General features: G+C 65.0%; 15 protein-coding genes. 14 read left to right on the top strand and 1 reads right to left on the bottom strand.

The features are described 5' to 3' along the window. Positions 1-24: 24 nt before the first annotated feature. Complete coding sequence (locus R3D65_RS04360; RefSeq protein ID WP_371274013.1) at positions 25-984, bottom strand: LysR family transcriptional regulator; 960 nt, start codon at positions 982-984, stop codon at positions 25-27. 148 nt (positions 985-1,132) lie between these two features. Here R3D65_RS04360 and R3D65_RS04355 point away from each other — a divergent pair, with 148 nt between their 5' ends. From R3D65_RS04355 to R3D65_RS04290, 14 genes are all read left to right on the top strand, one after another. Then, positions 1,133-1,918 carry a transporter substrate-binding domain-containing protein gene (locus R3D65_RS04355; protein WP_371274012.1) on the top strand — a complete coding sequence of 262 codons (786 nt, stop codon included), beginning with the start codon at positions 1,133-1,135 and terminating at the stop codon, positions 1,916-1,918. A 64-nt stretch (positions 1,919-1,982) separates the two neighbouring features. After that, a complete protein-coding gene (locus R3D65_RS04350) occupies positions 1,983-2,774 on the top strand; it encodes a creatininase family protein (protein WP_371274011.1) in 792 nt (263 codons plus the stop codon). 36 nt (positions 2,775-2,810) lie between these two features. Then, positions 2,811-3,458, top strand: a complete 648-nt coding sequence (locus R3D65_RS04345; RefSeq protein WP_371274010.1) for an amino acid ABC transporter permease — start codon at positions 2,811-2,813, stop codon at positions 3,456-3,458. A 30-nt stretch (positions 3,459-3,488) separates the two neighbouring features. Next, on the top strand, positions 3,489-4,145 hold the full coding sequence (locus R3D65_RS04340; protein ID WP_371274009.1) for an amino acid ABC transporter permease: 657 nt from the start codon (positions 3,489-3,491) through the stop codon (positions 4,143-4,145). Between the two features lie 12 nt (positions 4,146-4,157). After that, a complete protein-coding gene (locus R3D65_RS04335) occupies positions 4,158-4,931 on the top strand; it encodes an amino acid ABC transporter ATP-binding protein (protein ID WP_371274008.1) in 774 nt (257 codons plus the stop codon). 6 nt (positions 4,932-4,937) lie between these two features. After that, a complete protein-coding gene (locus tag R3D65_RS04330; protein ID WP_371274007.1) occupies positions 4,938-6,278 on the top strand; it encodes an aspartate aminotransferase family protein in 1,341 nt (446 codons plus the stop codon). Then, a complete protein-coding gene (locus R3D65_RS04325; protein WP_371274006.1) occupies positions 6,275-6,766 on the top strand; it encodes an N-acetyltransferase family protein in 492 nt (163 codons plus the stop codon). The genes R3D65_RS04330 and R3D65_RS04325 overlap by 4 nt, the downstream gene beginning before the upstream one ends. Continuing rightward, entirely contained in the window at positions 6,763-7,461 is a 699-nt protein-coding gene (locus R3D65_RS04320; RefSeq protein ID WP_371274005.1) for a CoA transferase subunit A, read from the top strand. The genes R3D65_RS04325 and R3D65_RS04320 overlap by 4 nt, the downstream gene beginning before the upstream one ends. Further along, positions 7,436-8,095, top strand: a complete 660-nt coding sequence (locus R3D65_RS04315; protein WP_371274004.1) for a 3-oxoacid CoA-transferase subunit B — start codon at positions 7,436-7,438, stop codon at positions 8,093-8,095. Before R3D65_RS04320 ends, R3D65_RS04315 begins: the two co-directional genes overlap by 26 nt. A 14-nt stretch (positions 8,096-8,109) precedes the next feature. Further along, on the top strand, positions 8,110-9,402 hold the full coding sequence (locus tag R3D65_RS04310) for an ArgE/DapE family deacylase (protein WP_371274003.1): 1,293 nt from the start codon (positions 8,110-8,112) through the stop codon (positions 9,400-9,402). Positions 9,403-9,895: 493 nt separating this feature from the next. Beyond that, entirely contained in the window at positions 9,896-11,494 is a 1,599-nt protein-coding gene (locus R3D65_RS04305) for a glucan biosynthesis protein (protein ID WP_371274002.1), read from the top strand. Then, the gene (locus R3D65_RS04300) at positions 11,478-11,648 is read left to right on the top strand and encodes a hypothetical protein (protein WP_371274001.1); all 171 of its coding nucleotides are present in this window, start codon (positions 11,478-11,480) and stop codon (positions 11,646-11,648) included. Before R3D65_RS04305 ends, R3D65_RS04300 begins: the two co-directional genes overlap by 17 nt. A 2-nt stretch (positions 11,649-11,650) precedes the next feature. Next, positions 11,651-13,546 carry a glucans biosynthesis glucosyltransferase MdoH gene (mdoH, locus tag R3D65_RS04295; RefSeq protein ID WP_371274000.1) on the top strand — a complete coding sequence of 632 codons (1,896 nt, stop codon included), beginning with the start codon at positions 11,651-11,653 and terminating at the stop codon, positions 13,544-13,546. Further along, positions 13,546-14,655: an OpgC family protein gene (locus tag R3D65_RS04290; RefSeq protein WP_371273999.1), complete on the top strand. Its 1,110-nt coding sequence runs from the start codon at positions 13,546-13,548 to the stop codon at positions 14,653-14,655. The genes mdoH and R3D65_RS04290 overlap by 1 nt, the downstream gene beginning before the upstream one ends. Positions 14,656-15,091 lie beyond the last annotated feature (436 nt).

Here is a 15,091-nt window from a genome sequence, read left to right as displayed (position 1 = left end):
GGCGACCGCACCTTGCCGCCAGCGTCACCCGCGATAGGTGCGCGCTGCCAGGGGTTCCTGCTCCAGAAGCGCCTCGAACATGGAAAGCATCATCGATTCCGGCGGCGCGAACTTGCGCCTCGGATTGGTGATGAGGTGGATGTCGACCGATGGCAGCGACGAATGCGGCGGCAATTGCCTGAGCAGGCCGGCGCGCACGTCCCGCTCCGCCACATGGGTGGGCAGCGCGCCAATGCCGATATTGGCGATGATCATCCGGCGCACTTCAGTGAGATTGGAGGAAACGCCGCGCAGGCCCGGCGCCAGGTTGGCCCGCTCACGCAGCCGTGCAACCGAATCCAGCGGGCCGCCCTCGATCTCGGTCTGGAAGGACACGGACGCTTCGCCGCGCAGCTCGTCAAGCGCAATGTCCCGCTTGTCGAACAAGCGGTGGTGCGGCCCGCAATAGAGGCCGAAATACTCCCGGAAAAGCACCCGCGCCTCGATGCCCTTGGGCACCGCGTTCATCAGGCAGATGCCGAAACTGGCCCTGTTCTGGCGAATGCGGGCCACCACCTCCGCGCTCTCTGCAACCACCATGGAGAAGGTCACCTTGGCATGGCGCCGGGCAAAGCGCTCCAGCAGGTCGTCCAGGTGCCAGGATACCACGTGGCTTGCCATCACGATGCTCACATGGCCGGTCAGTTCCTCTTCCCCGGCATTCAGAAGCGCGGGAAGCTGAGATACCGCCCCGAAGATGGAGGCGGCCTCCGAATAGAGAAGCTGCCCGGCGCGGGTCACGCGGAAGCGGTTGGGCTTGCGCTCCACGAGCCGGTGTCCGGTCGTCTCCTCCAGCCGCTTGAGCGCGCTGGAAATGGTCGGCTGCTTCAATCCGAGGAAATCGGCCGCCCGCGAAATGCTCTCCTGCTCCACCACCACCATGAAGGTGCGAAGCAGGTTCCAGTCCAGATTCCACGGAAAGCGCTGTTCGTAGGGCTTGAGCATTGCCTCAATCTATAATCACAATTCTGTATATCTATTTGCATGATGATCTTCCCCATGCAAGCGTTTGCGTCGGCGCGCGGCTGCGGCTGTCCAGGGAACCGGACTGCCGGCACGGCTACGCTGAAGAGCCAGACAGGGAGAGCATGACATGACCACACGCAGAACATTCGTAAAGACGGCCGCTGCCGCGGGTTTCGCCGCTGCGGCCCTGTTCGCCACCCAGGGCGCCGGTTTCGCCGACGAGCTGGAAGCCCTCAAGGAAAAGGGCACGATCCGCATTGCCATGAGCGGCGCCTACCCGCCCTTCAACTTCGTCAATGAGCAGAATGAAGTGGTCGGCTTCGACCCGGCCATCGGGACCGAAATCGCCAGGCGAATGGGCCTTGAGACGGAAATCGTCACCACGGCCTGGGACGGCATCATCGGCGGTCTTCTCGCCAACAAGTACGACGCCATCGTCGGCTCCATGTCGATCACGGAAGAGCGCGCCAAGGTCGTCGATTTCGTCGGTCCGTATTACACGACCAAGCGCGCGGTCTTCACCAAGCCCGATTCCGGCATCACCAGCGTTTCGCAGCTCGGCGACGTGACCGTGGGCGTTACACTGGGTGAAACCCACGAGGAATGGGCGCGCAACCAGGGCTACACGGTGCGCACCTACAAGGGCCTGCCGGAACTGCTTCTGGAGCTTCAGAACGGCCGCGTCGACGTGATCGTCAACGATTCCATCGCCGCCATCCTGGCCATGAAGAAGAACGGCTACGAATTCAGGATGCTCGATGACCTGGAGACCGACGTCATCGGCGCCGGCATCGCCATCCGCCAGGGCAATCCGGAACTCAAGGAAGCCATGCAGAAGGCGCTCGATTCCATGATGGAAGACGGCACCTATCTCGAAATCGCCGAGGAATGGGTCGGCGGCGATATCCGCTGAACCCGCCAGACGCGCCTGCCGGCTTTTGCCGGCGGGCGTTCCGTTTCCTGACGAAGGGCCGTTCATGAAAACCGCATACGGAAAGCTGACCTGGGAAGAGGTTCGCGACGCTGACAAGGATCGCGTCGTCATCCTCAATGTGTCGGCGACGGAGGACCATGGGCCGCACATGCCGCTCGACACCGACACGGTGCTGGGCATGGCCGTGGCCAACGGGGTGGCGGAAGCCGCGCCGGAAGACGTCTTCGTCATGCCGCCGATCGCGTACGGTTTCAACGAACACCACAAGGATTTTCCCGGCGTCATCTGGATCCAGCCGGAGACGCTCATTGCCTTCGTTACCGATGTGACGAAATCGCTGGCCCATCACGGCTTCCGGCGCATCCTGCTTCTCAATTCGCACGGCTCGAACCATCCCGTGCTGGATCTGGCCGCCCGCAAGACGGTGATCGAGACCGGAATCATCTGCGTCTCGGCCTCCTACTGGAACCTCTGCGCCGACCGGATCAACGAACATCGCAAGTCCGCCATCGGCGGCATCGCCCATGCCGGCGAGTTCGAGGCGGCCATGTACATGCACCTGCACCCCGATGACGTCTATCCGCAGAAGGCGGCGGAGCAGAATCTGCACAATCCGCACAGCCGCTTCTTCAATCTCGATCTCGCCAAGGGCGGCGGCAAGGCCATGCTGATGCGCTGGTGGTCGGAAGTTTCGCCCGATGGCACGATGGGCGATCCCACGGTTGCCGATGCCGAAACGGGCGGAAAGTTCCTGGCCGCGGCCATCGAGGAAACCACGGCGCTGGTGCGCGAGATCCGGGCCCTGCCGATCCTGGAACGCAAGGATCACCACTGAACGGGCCGGTGGGCAAAACGGGGAGGGCGAGGCTTCATGGATACCGAATTGATGCTCAAGGTCTATCCGTTCTTTCTCAAGGCGGCGTGGATCACCATTGAACTGTCGGTTCTGACCACGATCCTCGGGCTGGCCTGTGGCGCGCTGGGCGCAGCCGCGCGGCTGTCACGCCTGGCCTTCTTCCGCTTCCTGGGTGCCGCCTATGTCAGCCTCATTCGCGGCACCCCGGCGCTGATCCAGCTCTTCCTGCTCTATTTCGGCGGCCCGCAGATCGGCATCCAGCTCGATGCCTTCGAGGCCGGGGTCATCGGCCTTGGCGTCAATATCGGCGCCTACATGACCGAGACCATTCGCGGCGCCATCATCGCCATCGACCGCGGCCAGACGGAAGCCGCCCGCACCCTGGGCATGAGCCGGTACCAGACCATGACGCGGGTGATCCTGCCGCAGGCCGCCCGCCTGATGATCCGGCCGCTTGGTGTCAACATCAACGCGCTCATCAAGGGCACGGCACTGGTGGCCGCCATTTCCGTGGTGGAACTGACCTATACCGCGCAACGCTATATCGGCTCCACCTACAAGCCGTTCGAGATGTTCATGCTGTCGGGCGCCCTCTACATGGTCATCATCTATGCGACCGGCCGCGCCGTCGCCTGGGCCGACCGGAAAGCGAGGATCGCATGACGCGCGCAGCCAGTATCGGGGGAGGGCGGCATGGGGCTTGATTTCTCGGTTGTTCCCCGCTTCATGGACGTCATCCTTCTGGGCGGGCTTTGGACAGTGGCCATCACGGTCTGCGCAGCACTGCTCAGCTTCTTCGGCGGCATTTTCTTCGCCGTCATCGCCCTCTACGCCCCGGTCGCCATACGCTTGCCGTTCCGCGCCTTCGAATGGGTGTTCATGGGCACCCCGCTGCTGCTCCAGCTCTTCCTCATCTATTTCGGCCTTGTGCAGATCGGCATCGACCTGCCGGCCTTCGTGGCCGGGGTGATCGGCCTTGGCCTGCATTTCGCCGTCTACAATTCCGAACTGATCCAGACCGCCATCGTGGCCGTCGACAAGGGGCAGATGGAGGCCGCGCGCACATTGGGGCTGAGCCACGGGCAGGCGCTGCGCAAGGTGGTGATTCCGCAGGCCGTGCGCGACGTGATCCCGCCCATCGGCAACAACATGATCGCGCTTCTGAAGGATTCCGCGCTGGTCTCGGTCATCGGCGTCTCCGAACTGACGCTGTCGGCGCAATTGGCCATCGGCCGCACCTACCGCCCGTTCGAGTTCTACCTCGTGGCGGCGGTCGTCTACTACATCATCAATCTGGGCATGGAATACGTGCTGCGGAAGATCGAGCGGCGCATCGCGTTGTCGCGGTAAGGGAGGCCAGGCATGAACGAACAACAATCCTTCCTTGAGGTCCGCCACGCCCGCAAGAGCTATGGCACGCTGGAGGTCATCAAGGATATCAGCCTCAAGGTGGACCGTGGCGAGATCGTCGCCATCATCGGGCCGTCGGGTTCGGGCAAGAGCACCTTCCTGCGCGCCATCAACGACCTCGACCCGCTGACCGGCGGCGAGGTCTGGCTGGAGGGAACCCAGGTCAACAAGAAGCTGCCGCACCGCCAGTATGAAAAGCACATCAATCAGGTGCGCCAGGACATCGGCATGGTGTTCCAGCATTTCAACCTGTTTCCCCACCTCTCCGTGCGTGGCAACATCACGCTGGCGCCGAAGCTGCTCAAGGGTCTCTCGGAGGCTGAGGCCAACAAGCTGGCCGAGGAACAGCTCGACCGCGTCGGCATGTTCGACCGCATCGACTTCATGCCGTCGCAACTGTCCGGCGGCCAGAAGCAGCGCGTCGCCATCGCCCGCGCGCTGGCCATGAAGCCCAAGGTCATGCTGTTCGACGAGGCCACCTCGGCGCTCGACCCGGAACTGGTCGAAGAGGTCAACCTGGTCATGAAGAAGCTTGCCAGCGAGCACATGACCATGATCATCGTCACCCATGAAATGGGTTTTGCCGAATCCGTCTGCGACCGCGTCCTCTTCATGGATCAGGGCGTGGTGGTGGAGGAGGGGCCGCCAAGCGTCATCTTCCGCAATCCGGAAAGCGAGCGGACCCGGAATTTCTTGCGTAAACATCTAGAGGGCGTCAGGAGCTGACAGGCGATGTCCAACCTTTTCTACCAGTCGCGCCAGCCGCGGCCATTCCTCGACCGTGGCGAGGGCATCTATCTCTATGACGAGCATGGCAAGCGCTATATCGACGGGTCGTCGGGCGCCATGGTCTCCAATATCGGCCATTCCAACCGCCGTGTGCTGGAAGCCATGAAGGCGCAGATGGACAAGGCGACCTTCGGCTACCGTCTGCACTTCCGCACCGAGGCTTCGGAGAAACTGGCCACGAAGACCGCCTCCCTCATGCCCGAAGGCATGGACCGCGTCTTCTTCGTTTCCGGCGGATCGGAGGCGGTGGAAAGCTGCGTCAAGCTGGCCCGCCAATATGCGCTCACGAAAGGCGAGGCCAGCCGATGGAAGGTGATCTCGCGCTTTCCCTCCTATCACGGCTGCACGCTGGGCGCGCTGGCGCTCACCGGCTACGATCCGCTGGCCCTGCCATTCGCGCCCATGATGCAGGCCATGCCGAAGATTGCCGCGCCGACCTGCTATCTCGACCGCGACAACCTCACCGACGAGGCGCGCGGCCTGAAATATGCCGACATGCTGCGCGAGGAAATCATCGCGCAGGGGCCCGAAACCGTGCTTGCCTTCATCATGGAGCCGGTTGGTGGCGCATCGACGGGCGCGCTGGTGGCCCCCGACAGCTATTATGCGCGCATCCGCGAGATCTGCGATGAATTCGGCATCCTGCTGATCTATGACGAGGTGATGACCGGCGCCGGGCGCACCGGCAGGTTCATCGCCGCCGAACACTGGGGCATCAAGCCGGATATCGTGGCGCTGTCGAAGGGCTTTGCCGCCGGCTATGCGCCGCTCGGGGCCATGGTGGCGCGCACTGACATCGTCGAGGACATTCTCGATGCCGGCGGCTTCCTGCACGGCTTCACCTATGCCGGCAATCCGCTGGCCTGCGCGGCGGGGCTGGCCGTGCTCGACGAGATCGAGCGCGAGGGCCTGGTGGACAACGCGGCCCGCATGGGCGACCTGCTCAAGGGACGTTTGCAAGGTCTGATGGACCGCTTCCCCTTCATCGGCGATGTGCGCGGCAAGGGGCTGCTGCTGGCCTTTGAACTGGTCAGCGACCGCGAAACCATGACACCGCTGCCCGCCGGGCTGAACGCCTATAACCGGCTGGTCGAGATCGCCTATGAAAACGGCCTCATCATCTATTCGCGCCGCACGCGCGGCGGTGTCGAGGGCGATCACTTTCTCGTCTGCCCGCCGCTCATCATCACGGCGGAGCAGATCGACGAGTTGATGGCGCTGCTTGTCGCCTCGCTCGAACGCTTCGCCGAAGAGGCCGGCCTGGAATGGGACCGCGCGGCATGACGGACGGCCTGCATATTCGCCCCGGCGCACCGGGCGATGCAGAGGCGATTGCGGGCATGCTTGCCGCGCTGGCTGACGAACTGGGCGAGAGCGGGCGGTGTTTCTCGACGCCGCAGACCGTCCGGCGCGACGGTTTCGGCCCGGACGCGGCGTTCACTTGCCTGCTCGCGGTGCGTGAAGCCGAACCCCTCGGCCTTGCCCTGTTCCTGCGTTACTACTCCACCCACCGGGCCGCTGCCGGCGTCTATGTCCAGGATCTCTGGGTCGCGCCGGCGGAACGATCCCGGCGCCTCGGTGAACGCCTCCTGCACGCCGCCGCCAGCTTTGGCGCTGCGCAATGGGGCGCGGCCTTCCTGCAACTGACCGTGCATGACAGCAACAGTGCGGCCATGCGCTTCTACGAGCGGCTGGGTTTTGCCCTGCACGGCGACAGGCCGATGTCCGTCACTGGCGAAGCCTTCAAGGCCATGGCCGGGAGGCACGCATGAGCCTTCCCGACAAGACCACGGCCATCACCGATGCCGTCGCCGCCATTTCGGACGGGGCGACCGTCATGGTCGGCGGCTTCGGCGTGCCGGGCACGCCCTTCACGCTGATCCGCGAGCTTGTCCGCCAGGGCACGCGCGATCTCACCATCATCAAGAACGATGCCAATGAAAAGCATCTGGGTGTCGATCATCTTCTCGCCAACGGGCAGGTGCGCAAGCTGATAACCTCGCATATCGGGCTCAATCCGCGCGCCATCGCCATGATGAATGCCGGTGAACTGGAGGTGGAATTCTGTCCGCAAGGCATCCTGGCCGAGCGCATCCGCGCCGGCGGGGCGGGGCTGAAGGGCTTCCTCACCGATATCGGCATCGACACCGAACTGGCGCGCGGCAAGCGGGCGCTGGAACTGGAGGGCGAAACGGTTCTGCTGGAAACCGCGCTGCGCGCCGATGTGGCACTCGTTCATGCCGCCCGCGCCGACACCTTCGGCAATCTCGAATATGCCGCCACGGCGCGCAATTTCAGCCCGGTCATGGCCATGGCCGCCGATCTGGTGATTGCCGAAACCGAGGCTGTCGTGGCGTTGGGCAGCATTGCGCCGGATGACGTCCACACGCCCGGACCCTTCGTCGACCGTCTTGTCGTCCTTGAAACGCTGAGCATGGAGTATGACGTTGTCCGACGCCAGGGTTAGAATGCTGGCCCGTGCGGCGCGGGAAGTGGCGCCGGGCATGGTCGTCAATCTCGGCATCGGCCTGCCGACGAAGGTGGTCGATCATCTGCCGGGCAGTTTTCCCTATTGCCTTCACACCGAAAACGGCCTGTCGGGCATCGGTCCGGCGCTGGGCCCCGACAAGGCGGACCGCAACCTGATCGACGCCGGCGGCGCCTATGTCTCCACCGTGCCGGGCAGCGCCTTTTTCGACAGTGCGGTATCCTTCGCCCTGGTGCGCAGCGGCCGGCTGGACCTGACCATGTTGGGCGCCTTTCAGGTGTCGCAGACCGGCGATCTGGCCAACTGGAAAATCCCCGGCCAGTTCTCGCCCGGCGTTGGCGGCGGCATCGAGCTGGCACAGAAGGCGCGCCGCGTCGTCGTGCTGACCACCCATTCCGACCGTGCCGGAAACCCGAAGCTCGTCGAACGCTGCACGCTGCCGCTGACGGCGAGCGCTTGCGTGAACCGCATCTTCACCGAACTGGCCGTCATCGACGTCACGCCGGACGGTTTCGTGTTGCGCGAACTGGCGCGCGAAACCGATATCCCGGCGGTGCGCGCGGCCACCGGCGCGCCGCTGACCGTCCCCGACGGCGAAATTCCGCGATTCTAGGAGAGGAAGCGGCCATGGATGAGAGGCAGAAGAGGGCGATACTGGATGCAGTGGATGCGCGCTTTGGTGCGCAGGTCGATTTTCTGGCCGATCTGACGCGCTTTCCCTCCACCCGCGGCCGCGAGCAGGGCGCGCAGGACTTCATGGCCGACCAACTGGCCGAACGGGGCCTGTCGGTGGACCGCTGGACCATCGACGTGAACGACATTCGCCATCTGCCGGGCTTTTCGCCGGTGATCGGCAATTACGAGGATGCGGTGAATGTCGTCGCCACCCATCGCGCGGCGACGGGCCGTGGCCGGTCGCTGATCCTCAACGGCCATGTCGACGTCGTTCCCGAAGGCCCGCTCGACATGTGGGAGACCCCGCCCTACGAACCGCGCGTCGAGGACGGCTGGATGGTTGGCCGCGGCGCGGGCGACATGAAGGCGGGCCTCGCCTCCAACCTGTTCGCCCTCGATGCACTGAAGGCCTGCGGCCTGGCGCCGGCGGGCGATGTCTTCTACCAGTCGGTGGTCGAGGAAGAATGCACGGGCAATGGCGCGCTGGCCTGCCTACAGCGCGGCTACCGGGCCGATGCGGCGCTGATCCCCGAACCCTTCAGCGAAAAGCTCGTGACCGCGCAGGTCGGCGTCATCTGGTTTCAGGTCCATCTCAAGGGCCTGCCCGCCCATGTCGCCTATGCGGGCAGCGGGGCCAATGCCATCGAGGCCGCGGTGCCGCTGATCGGCGCGCTGCATCGCTTGCAGGACCGCTGGAACATGGGCAACCACCGCCACGCGGCCTATGAGCACGTCCACCATCCGCTCAATCTGAACGTTGGCCGCATCGAGGGCGGCGACTGGGCTAGTTCCGTGCCCGCCTGGTGCGTGTTCGATGTGCGCATCGGCCTGTTTCCGGGCCAGGACATCGCCACGGCGAAGGAGGAGATCGAGGCCACGCTGAACGAGGCGGCCGGCGAAAACGCCTTCCTGCGCAAGAACCTGCCGCAGGTCGTTTATCACGGCTTCCATGCGGAAGGGTATGCGCTGGGCGACGACCGCCGCGACACGACGAAGGCTGTCATCGGCGCGCTGGAATCGGCCCATGCCACCGTCACGGGTGAGGCTCTCGACCGTGCGGCGATCACGGCCACCACCGACGCCCGTTTCTTCGGCCTCTATGCCGATACTCCGGCGCTCGTCTATGGCCCGCATGCCGAGGCGATCCACGGTTTCAACGAACGGGTGGACCTGGAAAGCATGCGCCGCGTCACGAAGGCCACGGCACTGTTCATCGCCGATTGGTGCGGCCTGGAATCGGCCTGACGGGTCTTTCGCACCCGCCGGCCGTCACCGCCGGCAAGCTGCGTCTTCCTGCCTCGAACAGCACTGCATTGCTCCGGCAGGGGCCGTCTGCTGCGCCGTCGCCGGCAGAATCATGGCGATTGTCACGGCCCTTGCCGCACGAGGGGGGTGTCCTCCATGTGCGCGCTCCGATTGCACGATGAAACAAAAGTTCATGGCGGGTTTCACCCGGACATCCCGGCGTGACCAAACCGCCGATGGTCGCGCCGGGTGCCCCTTGCCACGGCCGGCGGCTGTGTTTCGGGGCCCGCGATCGGGACGCGGAACCCTTCGCGCCGAAAAGCATTGAAGGGCGAACGGAATCCGTTGATTGCGGCCGCGCGCTCTCATATTGGAAGCCGCCGCACGGGCGCGCCACGACTGCCATAAATTCTCCGCAAAGTGGCCTGCTTGTTTGCGGTGCAGCATCGAGACCGGGACAGCCGGCCAATCTCGACAATCTGAGGATACAGGAATGCAGCGTCGCCAATTCAATTTCGCGATGGCACTCGGCATGCTGGCAGCCACGGCCCTGGGCCGGACGGCAGCGGCACAGCCTTCCAACCCTGCTGGCGGTCCCGCACAGGGCGCTGGCACGATACCTTTCAACTTCGACATCCTGACGGAAACGGCGCGCGCCAATGCCGGAAAGGACTATGCGGCCCCGGCCGAAGACCTGCCGGAGGCGCTGGCCGGGCTGGACTATGACGCCTACCGCCGCATTGCCTACGATCCCGACCGCTCTGTCTGGGCCGGCAACGAGTCCTTCGCCCTTCAGGCTTTCCACATGGGCTGGCTGTTCCGCACGCCGGTCAATGTGCATGAGGTTTCAGATGGCCGGGCACGGCCCGTCGGTTTCTCGGCCGAAGATTTCATCTACCGCGAACCGCTCGACCAGCAGAAGCTGAAACAGCTCGACATGCCGGGCGTCGCCGGTTTCCGTGTGCTCTACAACCTCAATTCGAAGACGGTGCTCGACGAACTCGTCGCCTTCCAGGGCGCCAGCTACTTTCGTGCCCTCGGGCGCGGCTCGCGCTATGGCCTGTCCGCCCGCGGTCTGGCGGTCGATACCGCGACCGCGACCGGCGAGGAATTTCCCCGCTTCACCGATTTCTATATCGAGAAACCCGCCAGGGGCGACGGGGTGCTGACGGTCCATGCCCTCATGGACAGTCCCGGCGTCACCGGGGCCTACCGTTTCGTCATCACGCCGGGCGCCACCACGCAGATGGAGGTGACGGCGCGCATCTTTCTGCGCCGGGACATCGAGCGGCTCGGCATCGCGCCGCTGACCTCGATGTTCCTGTTCAACGGTCTCAACCGGCATGCGTTCGACGACTATCGCGAAGGCGTCCATGACAGCGAGGGCCTGAAGGTCGTGCGCGCCAATGGCGACGAGATGTGGCGCAGCCTCAACAATCCAAAACGGCTGGCCAGCTCCTTCTTTGCCGAACAGGACCCGCGCGGATTCGGGCTCATCCAGCGCACGCGCACCTTCGCCGACTACCAGGACGCCGGCGCCCACTACGAGATGCGGCCGTCGCTCTACGTGGAGCCTCTGGGCGACTGGGGGCGGGGCACGATCGCGCTGATCGAGATCCCGACCGAACTGGAGGTGAATGACAACATCGTGCTGTTCTGGGTGCCGGAAGGCGAGGCAAGGGCCGGGCAGGCGCGGGAATACCGCTACCGGTTGACCTGGGGTTCCATTGCCGAGGACGTGGCGCGCCTGGCACGCGTTGCCGCGGTCTCGGCCGGGGCGGGTGGCGTTTCGGGTGTCGCCGGTTCCGAAAAACCGGAGGCCCGCAAGTTCGTTGTCGATTTCGAGGGCGGCTTGCTGGGGAACCTGCCGGCCGATGCAGACGTTACGGCTGCGGTTGAAGTCTCTGCCGGTACGGTCCTGCATGTCGCGGTGTCGCCGGTGGAAACGACGGCGCGATGGCGCCTGGTGCTGGATCTTGAACTGCCCGGGGACAGTCCGGTGGAGATCAGCGCCCACCTTGCCCAGCGTGAGAACCGGATTTCCGAAACCTGGTTGTTCCAGTGGAGAAAAGGCGATGAGCAGCGGTCCTGACATGAAGATGATCGTGAACGACAGCCTCGACATGAGCCCCCCGCCGGCACCGCTGGCAATGCCGGAGCAGGTGGTCGAGCGCTCGCGCCGTCCGGCCCGCCTTTCCGGGCTGTTCTCCTTTCTCCCGTTTGCCATGAAGCGATTGGCAAACTGACGTTGAGCCCTGCCTTGGTCCAGTCCAGACGTTTCGTCTCCTTCCTCTTTGCCTTTACATTCGCGGCCCTGGCCGCGCGTCTGGCAGCCGATGTGTTCCTGTCGGACGGTTTCGACCCGCTGGATGTCCTGCGCGTCCTGCTGCTTGGCGCGACGACAGGCTGGATTGCATGGGGCGCCTCGCTGGCGCTCCACGGTGTCTTCGCGCCACTGCCTGAAGCGCCCCGTGGGAGCCATCCGGGCAAACCGGTGCGCACCGGCCGGATCGCCGTGCTTGTGCCGGTCTACAATGAGGATCCGTCCGCCGTCTGCGCCCGCATTCATGCCATGGCATGGTCGCTGGAGGCGGCCGGCGAGGCGGCGCGGTTCGATTTCGTCGTGCTTTCCGATACGCGCGACGAGGCTGTGGCGGCGCAGGAAAGGCGCTGGATGCAGCAATTGCGCGTCGCCATGCCACCGGTCATGCAGGTTTTCTACCGCCGCCGCGAAATGAACACCGGCAAGAAGGCCGGCAATGTCGCCGAATTCCTGCGCGCATCCGGGGGGCGTTACGAATTTCTCGTCATTCTCGATGCCGACAGCCTGATGGAAGGCGAAACCATGGTCGAGATGGCGCGGCGCATGGAGGCCGAGCCGCAACTCGGCCTGCTTCAGACCCTGCCGAAAATCATCCACGCCCGTTCCTGGTTCGGCCGCGCCATCCAGTTTTCGGCCTCTTTCCATTCGCCCTGTTTCGCGCGCGGCCTGGCCCTTTTGCAGGGGCGCACCGGTCCCTTCTGGGGGCACAACGCCATCGTGCGAACCCGCGCCTTTGCCGAAAGCTGCGGCCTGCCCGTCCTGTCTGGAAAGCCGCCCTTCGGCGGCCACATCCTCAGCCACGACTATGTCGAGGCGGCCATGCTGGCACGCCACGGCTGGATCGTGCGGGTCGACCCCGATCTGGAAGGCTCATACGAGGAAGGGCCGGACAATGTCATCGACTTCGCCAAGCGCGACCGGCGCTGGTGCCAGGGCAATCTTCAGCACGGCAGGCTTGTCCGCGCGCCTGGCCTGATGCCCTGGAGCCGGTTCGTCTTCGTGCAGGGCATCATGGCCTATCTCGCATCGCCGCTCTGGCTGCTCTTTCTGGTGACATCGCTGCTTGCACCCGTTCTGGCGCCCGAACCCGATTATTTCCCGGTGCCGCGCATGCCTGCCATCTTTCCGAAGCCGGAGACGGCGCAGGCCGTGACCCTCCTCGTCGGCATTTTCGGCCTGCTGATCGGTCCGAAGCTGCTTGTCGCACTGCATGCGGCGGGCAGCGGAACCACACGCCTGTTCGGTGGAACGCGCAAGGTCCTGTGCTCCACCGCCGCGGAAATCCTGTGGTCGAGCATCCTGGCGCCCGTCACGCTGATGTTCCAGAGCCGTGCCGTTTTCCAGGTCCTGATGGGACGGGACGGCGGATGGCCGGCCACGAACCGCGATGCCGGCGAGATCCCCATGGCAGAGTCATGGGCGGCATCCTGGTGGATCGTGCTCGCCGGACTGGTCATGCTGGTGGCGTCGTCCCTGCTCGGGGCCAGCCTGTTCTACTGGTTCCTTCCCGTGGCCCTGCCGATGGTGTGCGCCCCGGCCATCATCAGCTGGTCATCGACCCGCCAGAGCGGCGATGCGGCCGCGCGCCGGAAACTGTTTCTCACGCCGGCCGAATGCGCTGCCTCCCCCGTCATCCGCGCCTGTGAGGCAAGCCGCGCCCGCTGGCGGGAAACGGACGATCCGGCCGCGTCGCTCACCGGGGCTGGCGCCGGCCAGCCCGCAGCCTCCGGCACTGCGGCGCGTGACGCCATGAACACCGCATTCGTACCGGCAGGAAAGCCCAGGACGTTCGCCTCGATGTTGTCCGGGGCCTGGCCCTGATGACGATTTTCATCAATCACGTTCCGGGCAATCCGCTGGAGCAGTTTACGTCGCGCAACTTCGGCTTTTCCGATGCGGCGGAAGCCTTCGTGCTGATGTCCGGCATGGCGGTGGCACTGGCCTATTCGAAAGGTTTCTTCCGTGGCGAGTGGCGCAAGACGGCCGGGCGCATGCTCGCCCGCGCCCGCACGCTCTATGTCGTCCACGTGGTCACCATGTCGCTGGCGCTGGTCATCGTCGGCACCGGGCTTCTTCTCTGTGGTACCGCACAGGTGGCCGGGCAGGTCAACTTCACCCGTCTCCAGATCGATGGCCTGAAGGCTGTCCTGGGAATCCCGCTTCTGGGCTACCAGATCGGCTACTTCAACATATTGCCGCTCTATGTGGTGCTGCTTGTCTCCGCCATCGCCTTCCTGGCAATCGGGGTGCGCCATGTCGGGGCCATGCTGGCGCTTTCCGCAAGTCTGTGGGTGCTGGCGCATCTGACCGGCATCAACCTGCCCAACTGGCCCGGTGACTGGGGCTGGTTTCTCAATCCGTTCGGCTGGCAGCTTGTTTTCGTTGCCGGTATCGCTATCGGGCTGGGTGTCGTCACCGGCAGGCCGCCGGTGCGCCGTCATCCCGGGCTTCTGGCTTTCGCCTGGGCCTTTGTCATTTTCTCGGCGGTCTGGGTCAGGCTTGGCATGGGCGCGGTTCCGGGCCTGGCCGCCCTGCCGGCCCTGTTCGCCGACACGGACAAGGGCGCGCTCGCCTTCCTGCGTCTCGTCCATGTTCTGGCGCTGGCCTATGTTGTCATCCATACCGGCTGGATCGGCAAGGCGCTCTCAGGCGCGGCTCTCCGGCCGGTCGCGACCATCGGCCGCAACGGCCTTGCGGTCTTCGCCGCCGGATCGCTTCTGGCCATCGTGCTCCAGGTGCTGTTCGAGGCCCGGCCGGCCGGCCCATGGCAGCGATCGGTCTTGATCGCCATGGGCCTTGGCGCACATTACCTCGTGGCGCTCCTGTTCGATCGCCGGAAGGCCCCGCGAGGGCAGGGCGCGCGTTCGCCCGCCTTGCCGCTTGCCGCCGGAAAGCCCGCCGAACCCGCCCGCCCGCCGGTTCCGGGCTGAGCGCGCTCAATCGCCGGTACACGCGCCATAGTCCACGACAGGCACGCTGACATGGCGCAGCGCGACGGCTTTGCCGGCCCGCATGCGCAAGGCTGTCCAGCCGGTCCGCGACCTGCAGGTCAGTGCTGTTCCCGCAATCACGGCACCGCAGGGCGGCACGTTTTCAATGATCGTGGGTAACTTCGGTCCAGAAGAACACGACGGAAGTGACCACCGGCTTGAGGCGGTGCCCGTGGCAGATACTGCAAGTGGCCGCTGTTCCCGCCGTAGCCGCATCCTTTCCTCCGCTTGTCGTCATGCCTGGACGATCCATGGCCGGTCTCCTTGAAAAAAAGACCGGCGGACCATGTCCCTCGACATGTTGCGGCCCGCCGGCTCAAGTACCGCCCGGAATACTGGGGCCGTTGATCCCGGGGCGGAAACCCAGCCGGATGCG

The organism is Zhengella sp., assembly GCF_041397485.1.
Classification (GTDB): Bacteria; Pseudomonadota; Alphaproteobacteria; order Rhizobiales; family Rhizobiaceae; genus Zhengella.
This window is presented reverse-complemented; position numbering and strand designations above follow the sequence as displayed.

Bases quoted from the DNA above. Each gene is read 5' to 3' on its own strand.
- R3D65_RS04360 (WP_371274013.1), bottom strand. From the start codon at position 984: ATGCTCAAGCCCTACGAACAGCGCTTTCCGTGGAATCTGGACTGGAAC.
- R3D65_RS04355 (WP_371274012.1), top strand. From the start codon at position 1,133: ATGACCACACGCAGAACATTCGTAAAGACGGCCGCTGCCGCGGGTTTC.
- R3D65_RS04350 (WP_371274011.1), top strand. From the start codon at position 1,983: ATGAAAACCGCATACGGAAAGCTGACCTGGGAAGAGGTTCGCGACGCT.
- R3D65_RS04345 (WP_371274010.1), top strand. From the start codon at position 2,811: ATGGATACCGAATTGATGCTCAAGGTCTATCCGTTCTTTCTCAAGGCG.
- R3D65_RS04340 (WP_371274009.1), top strand. From the start codon at position 3,489: ATGGGGCTTGATTTCTCGGTTGTTCCCCGCTTCATGGACGTCATCCTT.
- R3D65_RS04335 (WP_371274008.1), top strand. From the start codon at position 4,158: ATGAACGAACAACAATCCTTCCTTGAGGTCCGCCACGCCCGCAAGAGC.
- R3D65_RS04330 (WP_371274007.1), top strand. From the start codon at position 4,938: ATGTCCAACCTTTTCTACCAGTCGCGCCAGCCGCGGCCATTCCTCGAC.
- R3D65_RS04325 (WP_371274006.1), top strand. From the start codon at position 6,275: ATGACGGACGGCCTGCATATTCGCCCCGGCGCACCGGGCGATGCAGAG.
- R3D65_RS04320 (WP_371274005.1), top strand. From the start codon at position 6,763: ATGAGCCTTCCCGACAAGACCACGGCCATCACCGATGCCGTCGCCGCC.
- R3D65_RS04315 (WP_371274004.1), top strand. From the start codon at position 7,436: ATGACGTTGTCCGACGCCAGGGTTAGAATGCTGGCCCGTGCGGCGCGG.
- R3D65_RS04310 (WP_371274003.1), top strand. From the start codon at position 8,110: ATGGATGAGAGGCAGAAGAGGGCGATACTGGATGCAGTGGATGCGCGC.
- R3D65_RS04305 (WP_371274002.1), top strand. From the start codon at position 9,896: ATGCAGCGTCGCCAATTCAATTTCGCGATGGCACTCGGCATGCTGGCA.
- R3D65_RS04300 (WP_371274001.1), top strand. From the start codon at position 11,478: ATGAGCAGCGGTCCTGACATGAAGATGATCGTGAACGACAGCCTCGAC.
- R3D65_RS04290 (WP_371273999.1), top strand. From the start codon at position 13,546: ATGACGATTTTCATCAATCACGTTCCGGGCAATCCGCTGGAGCAGTTT.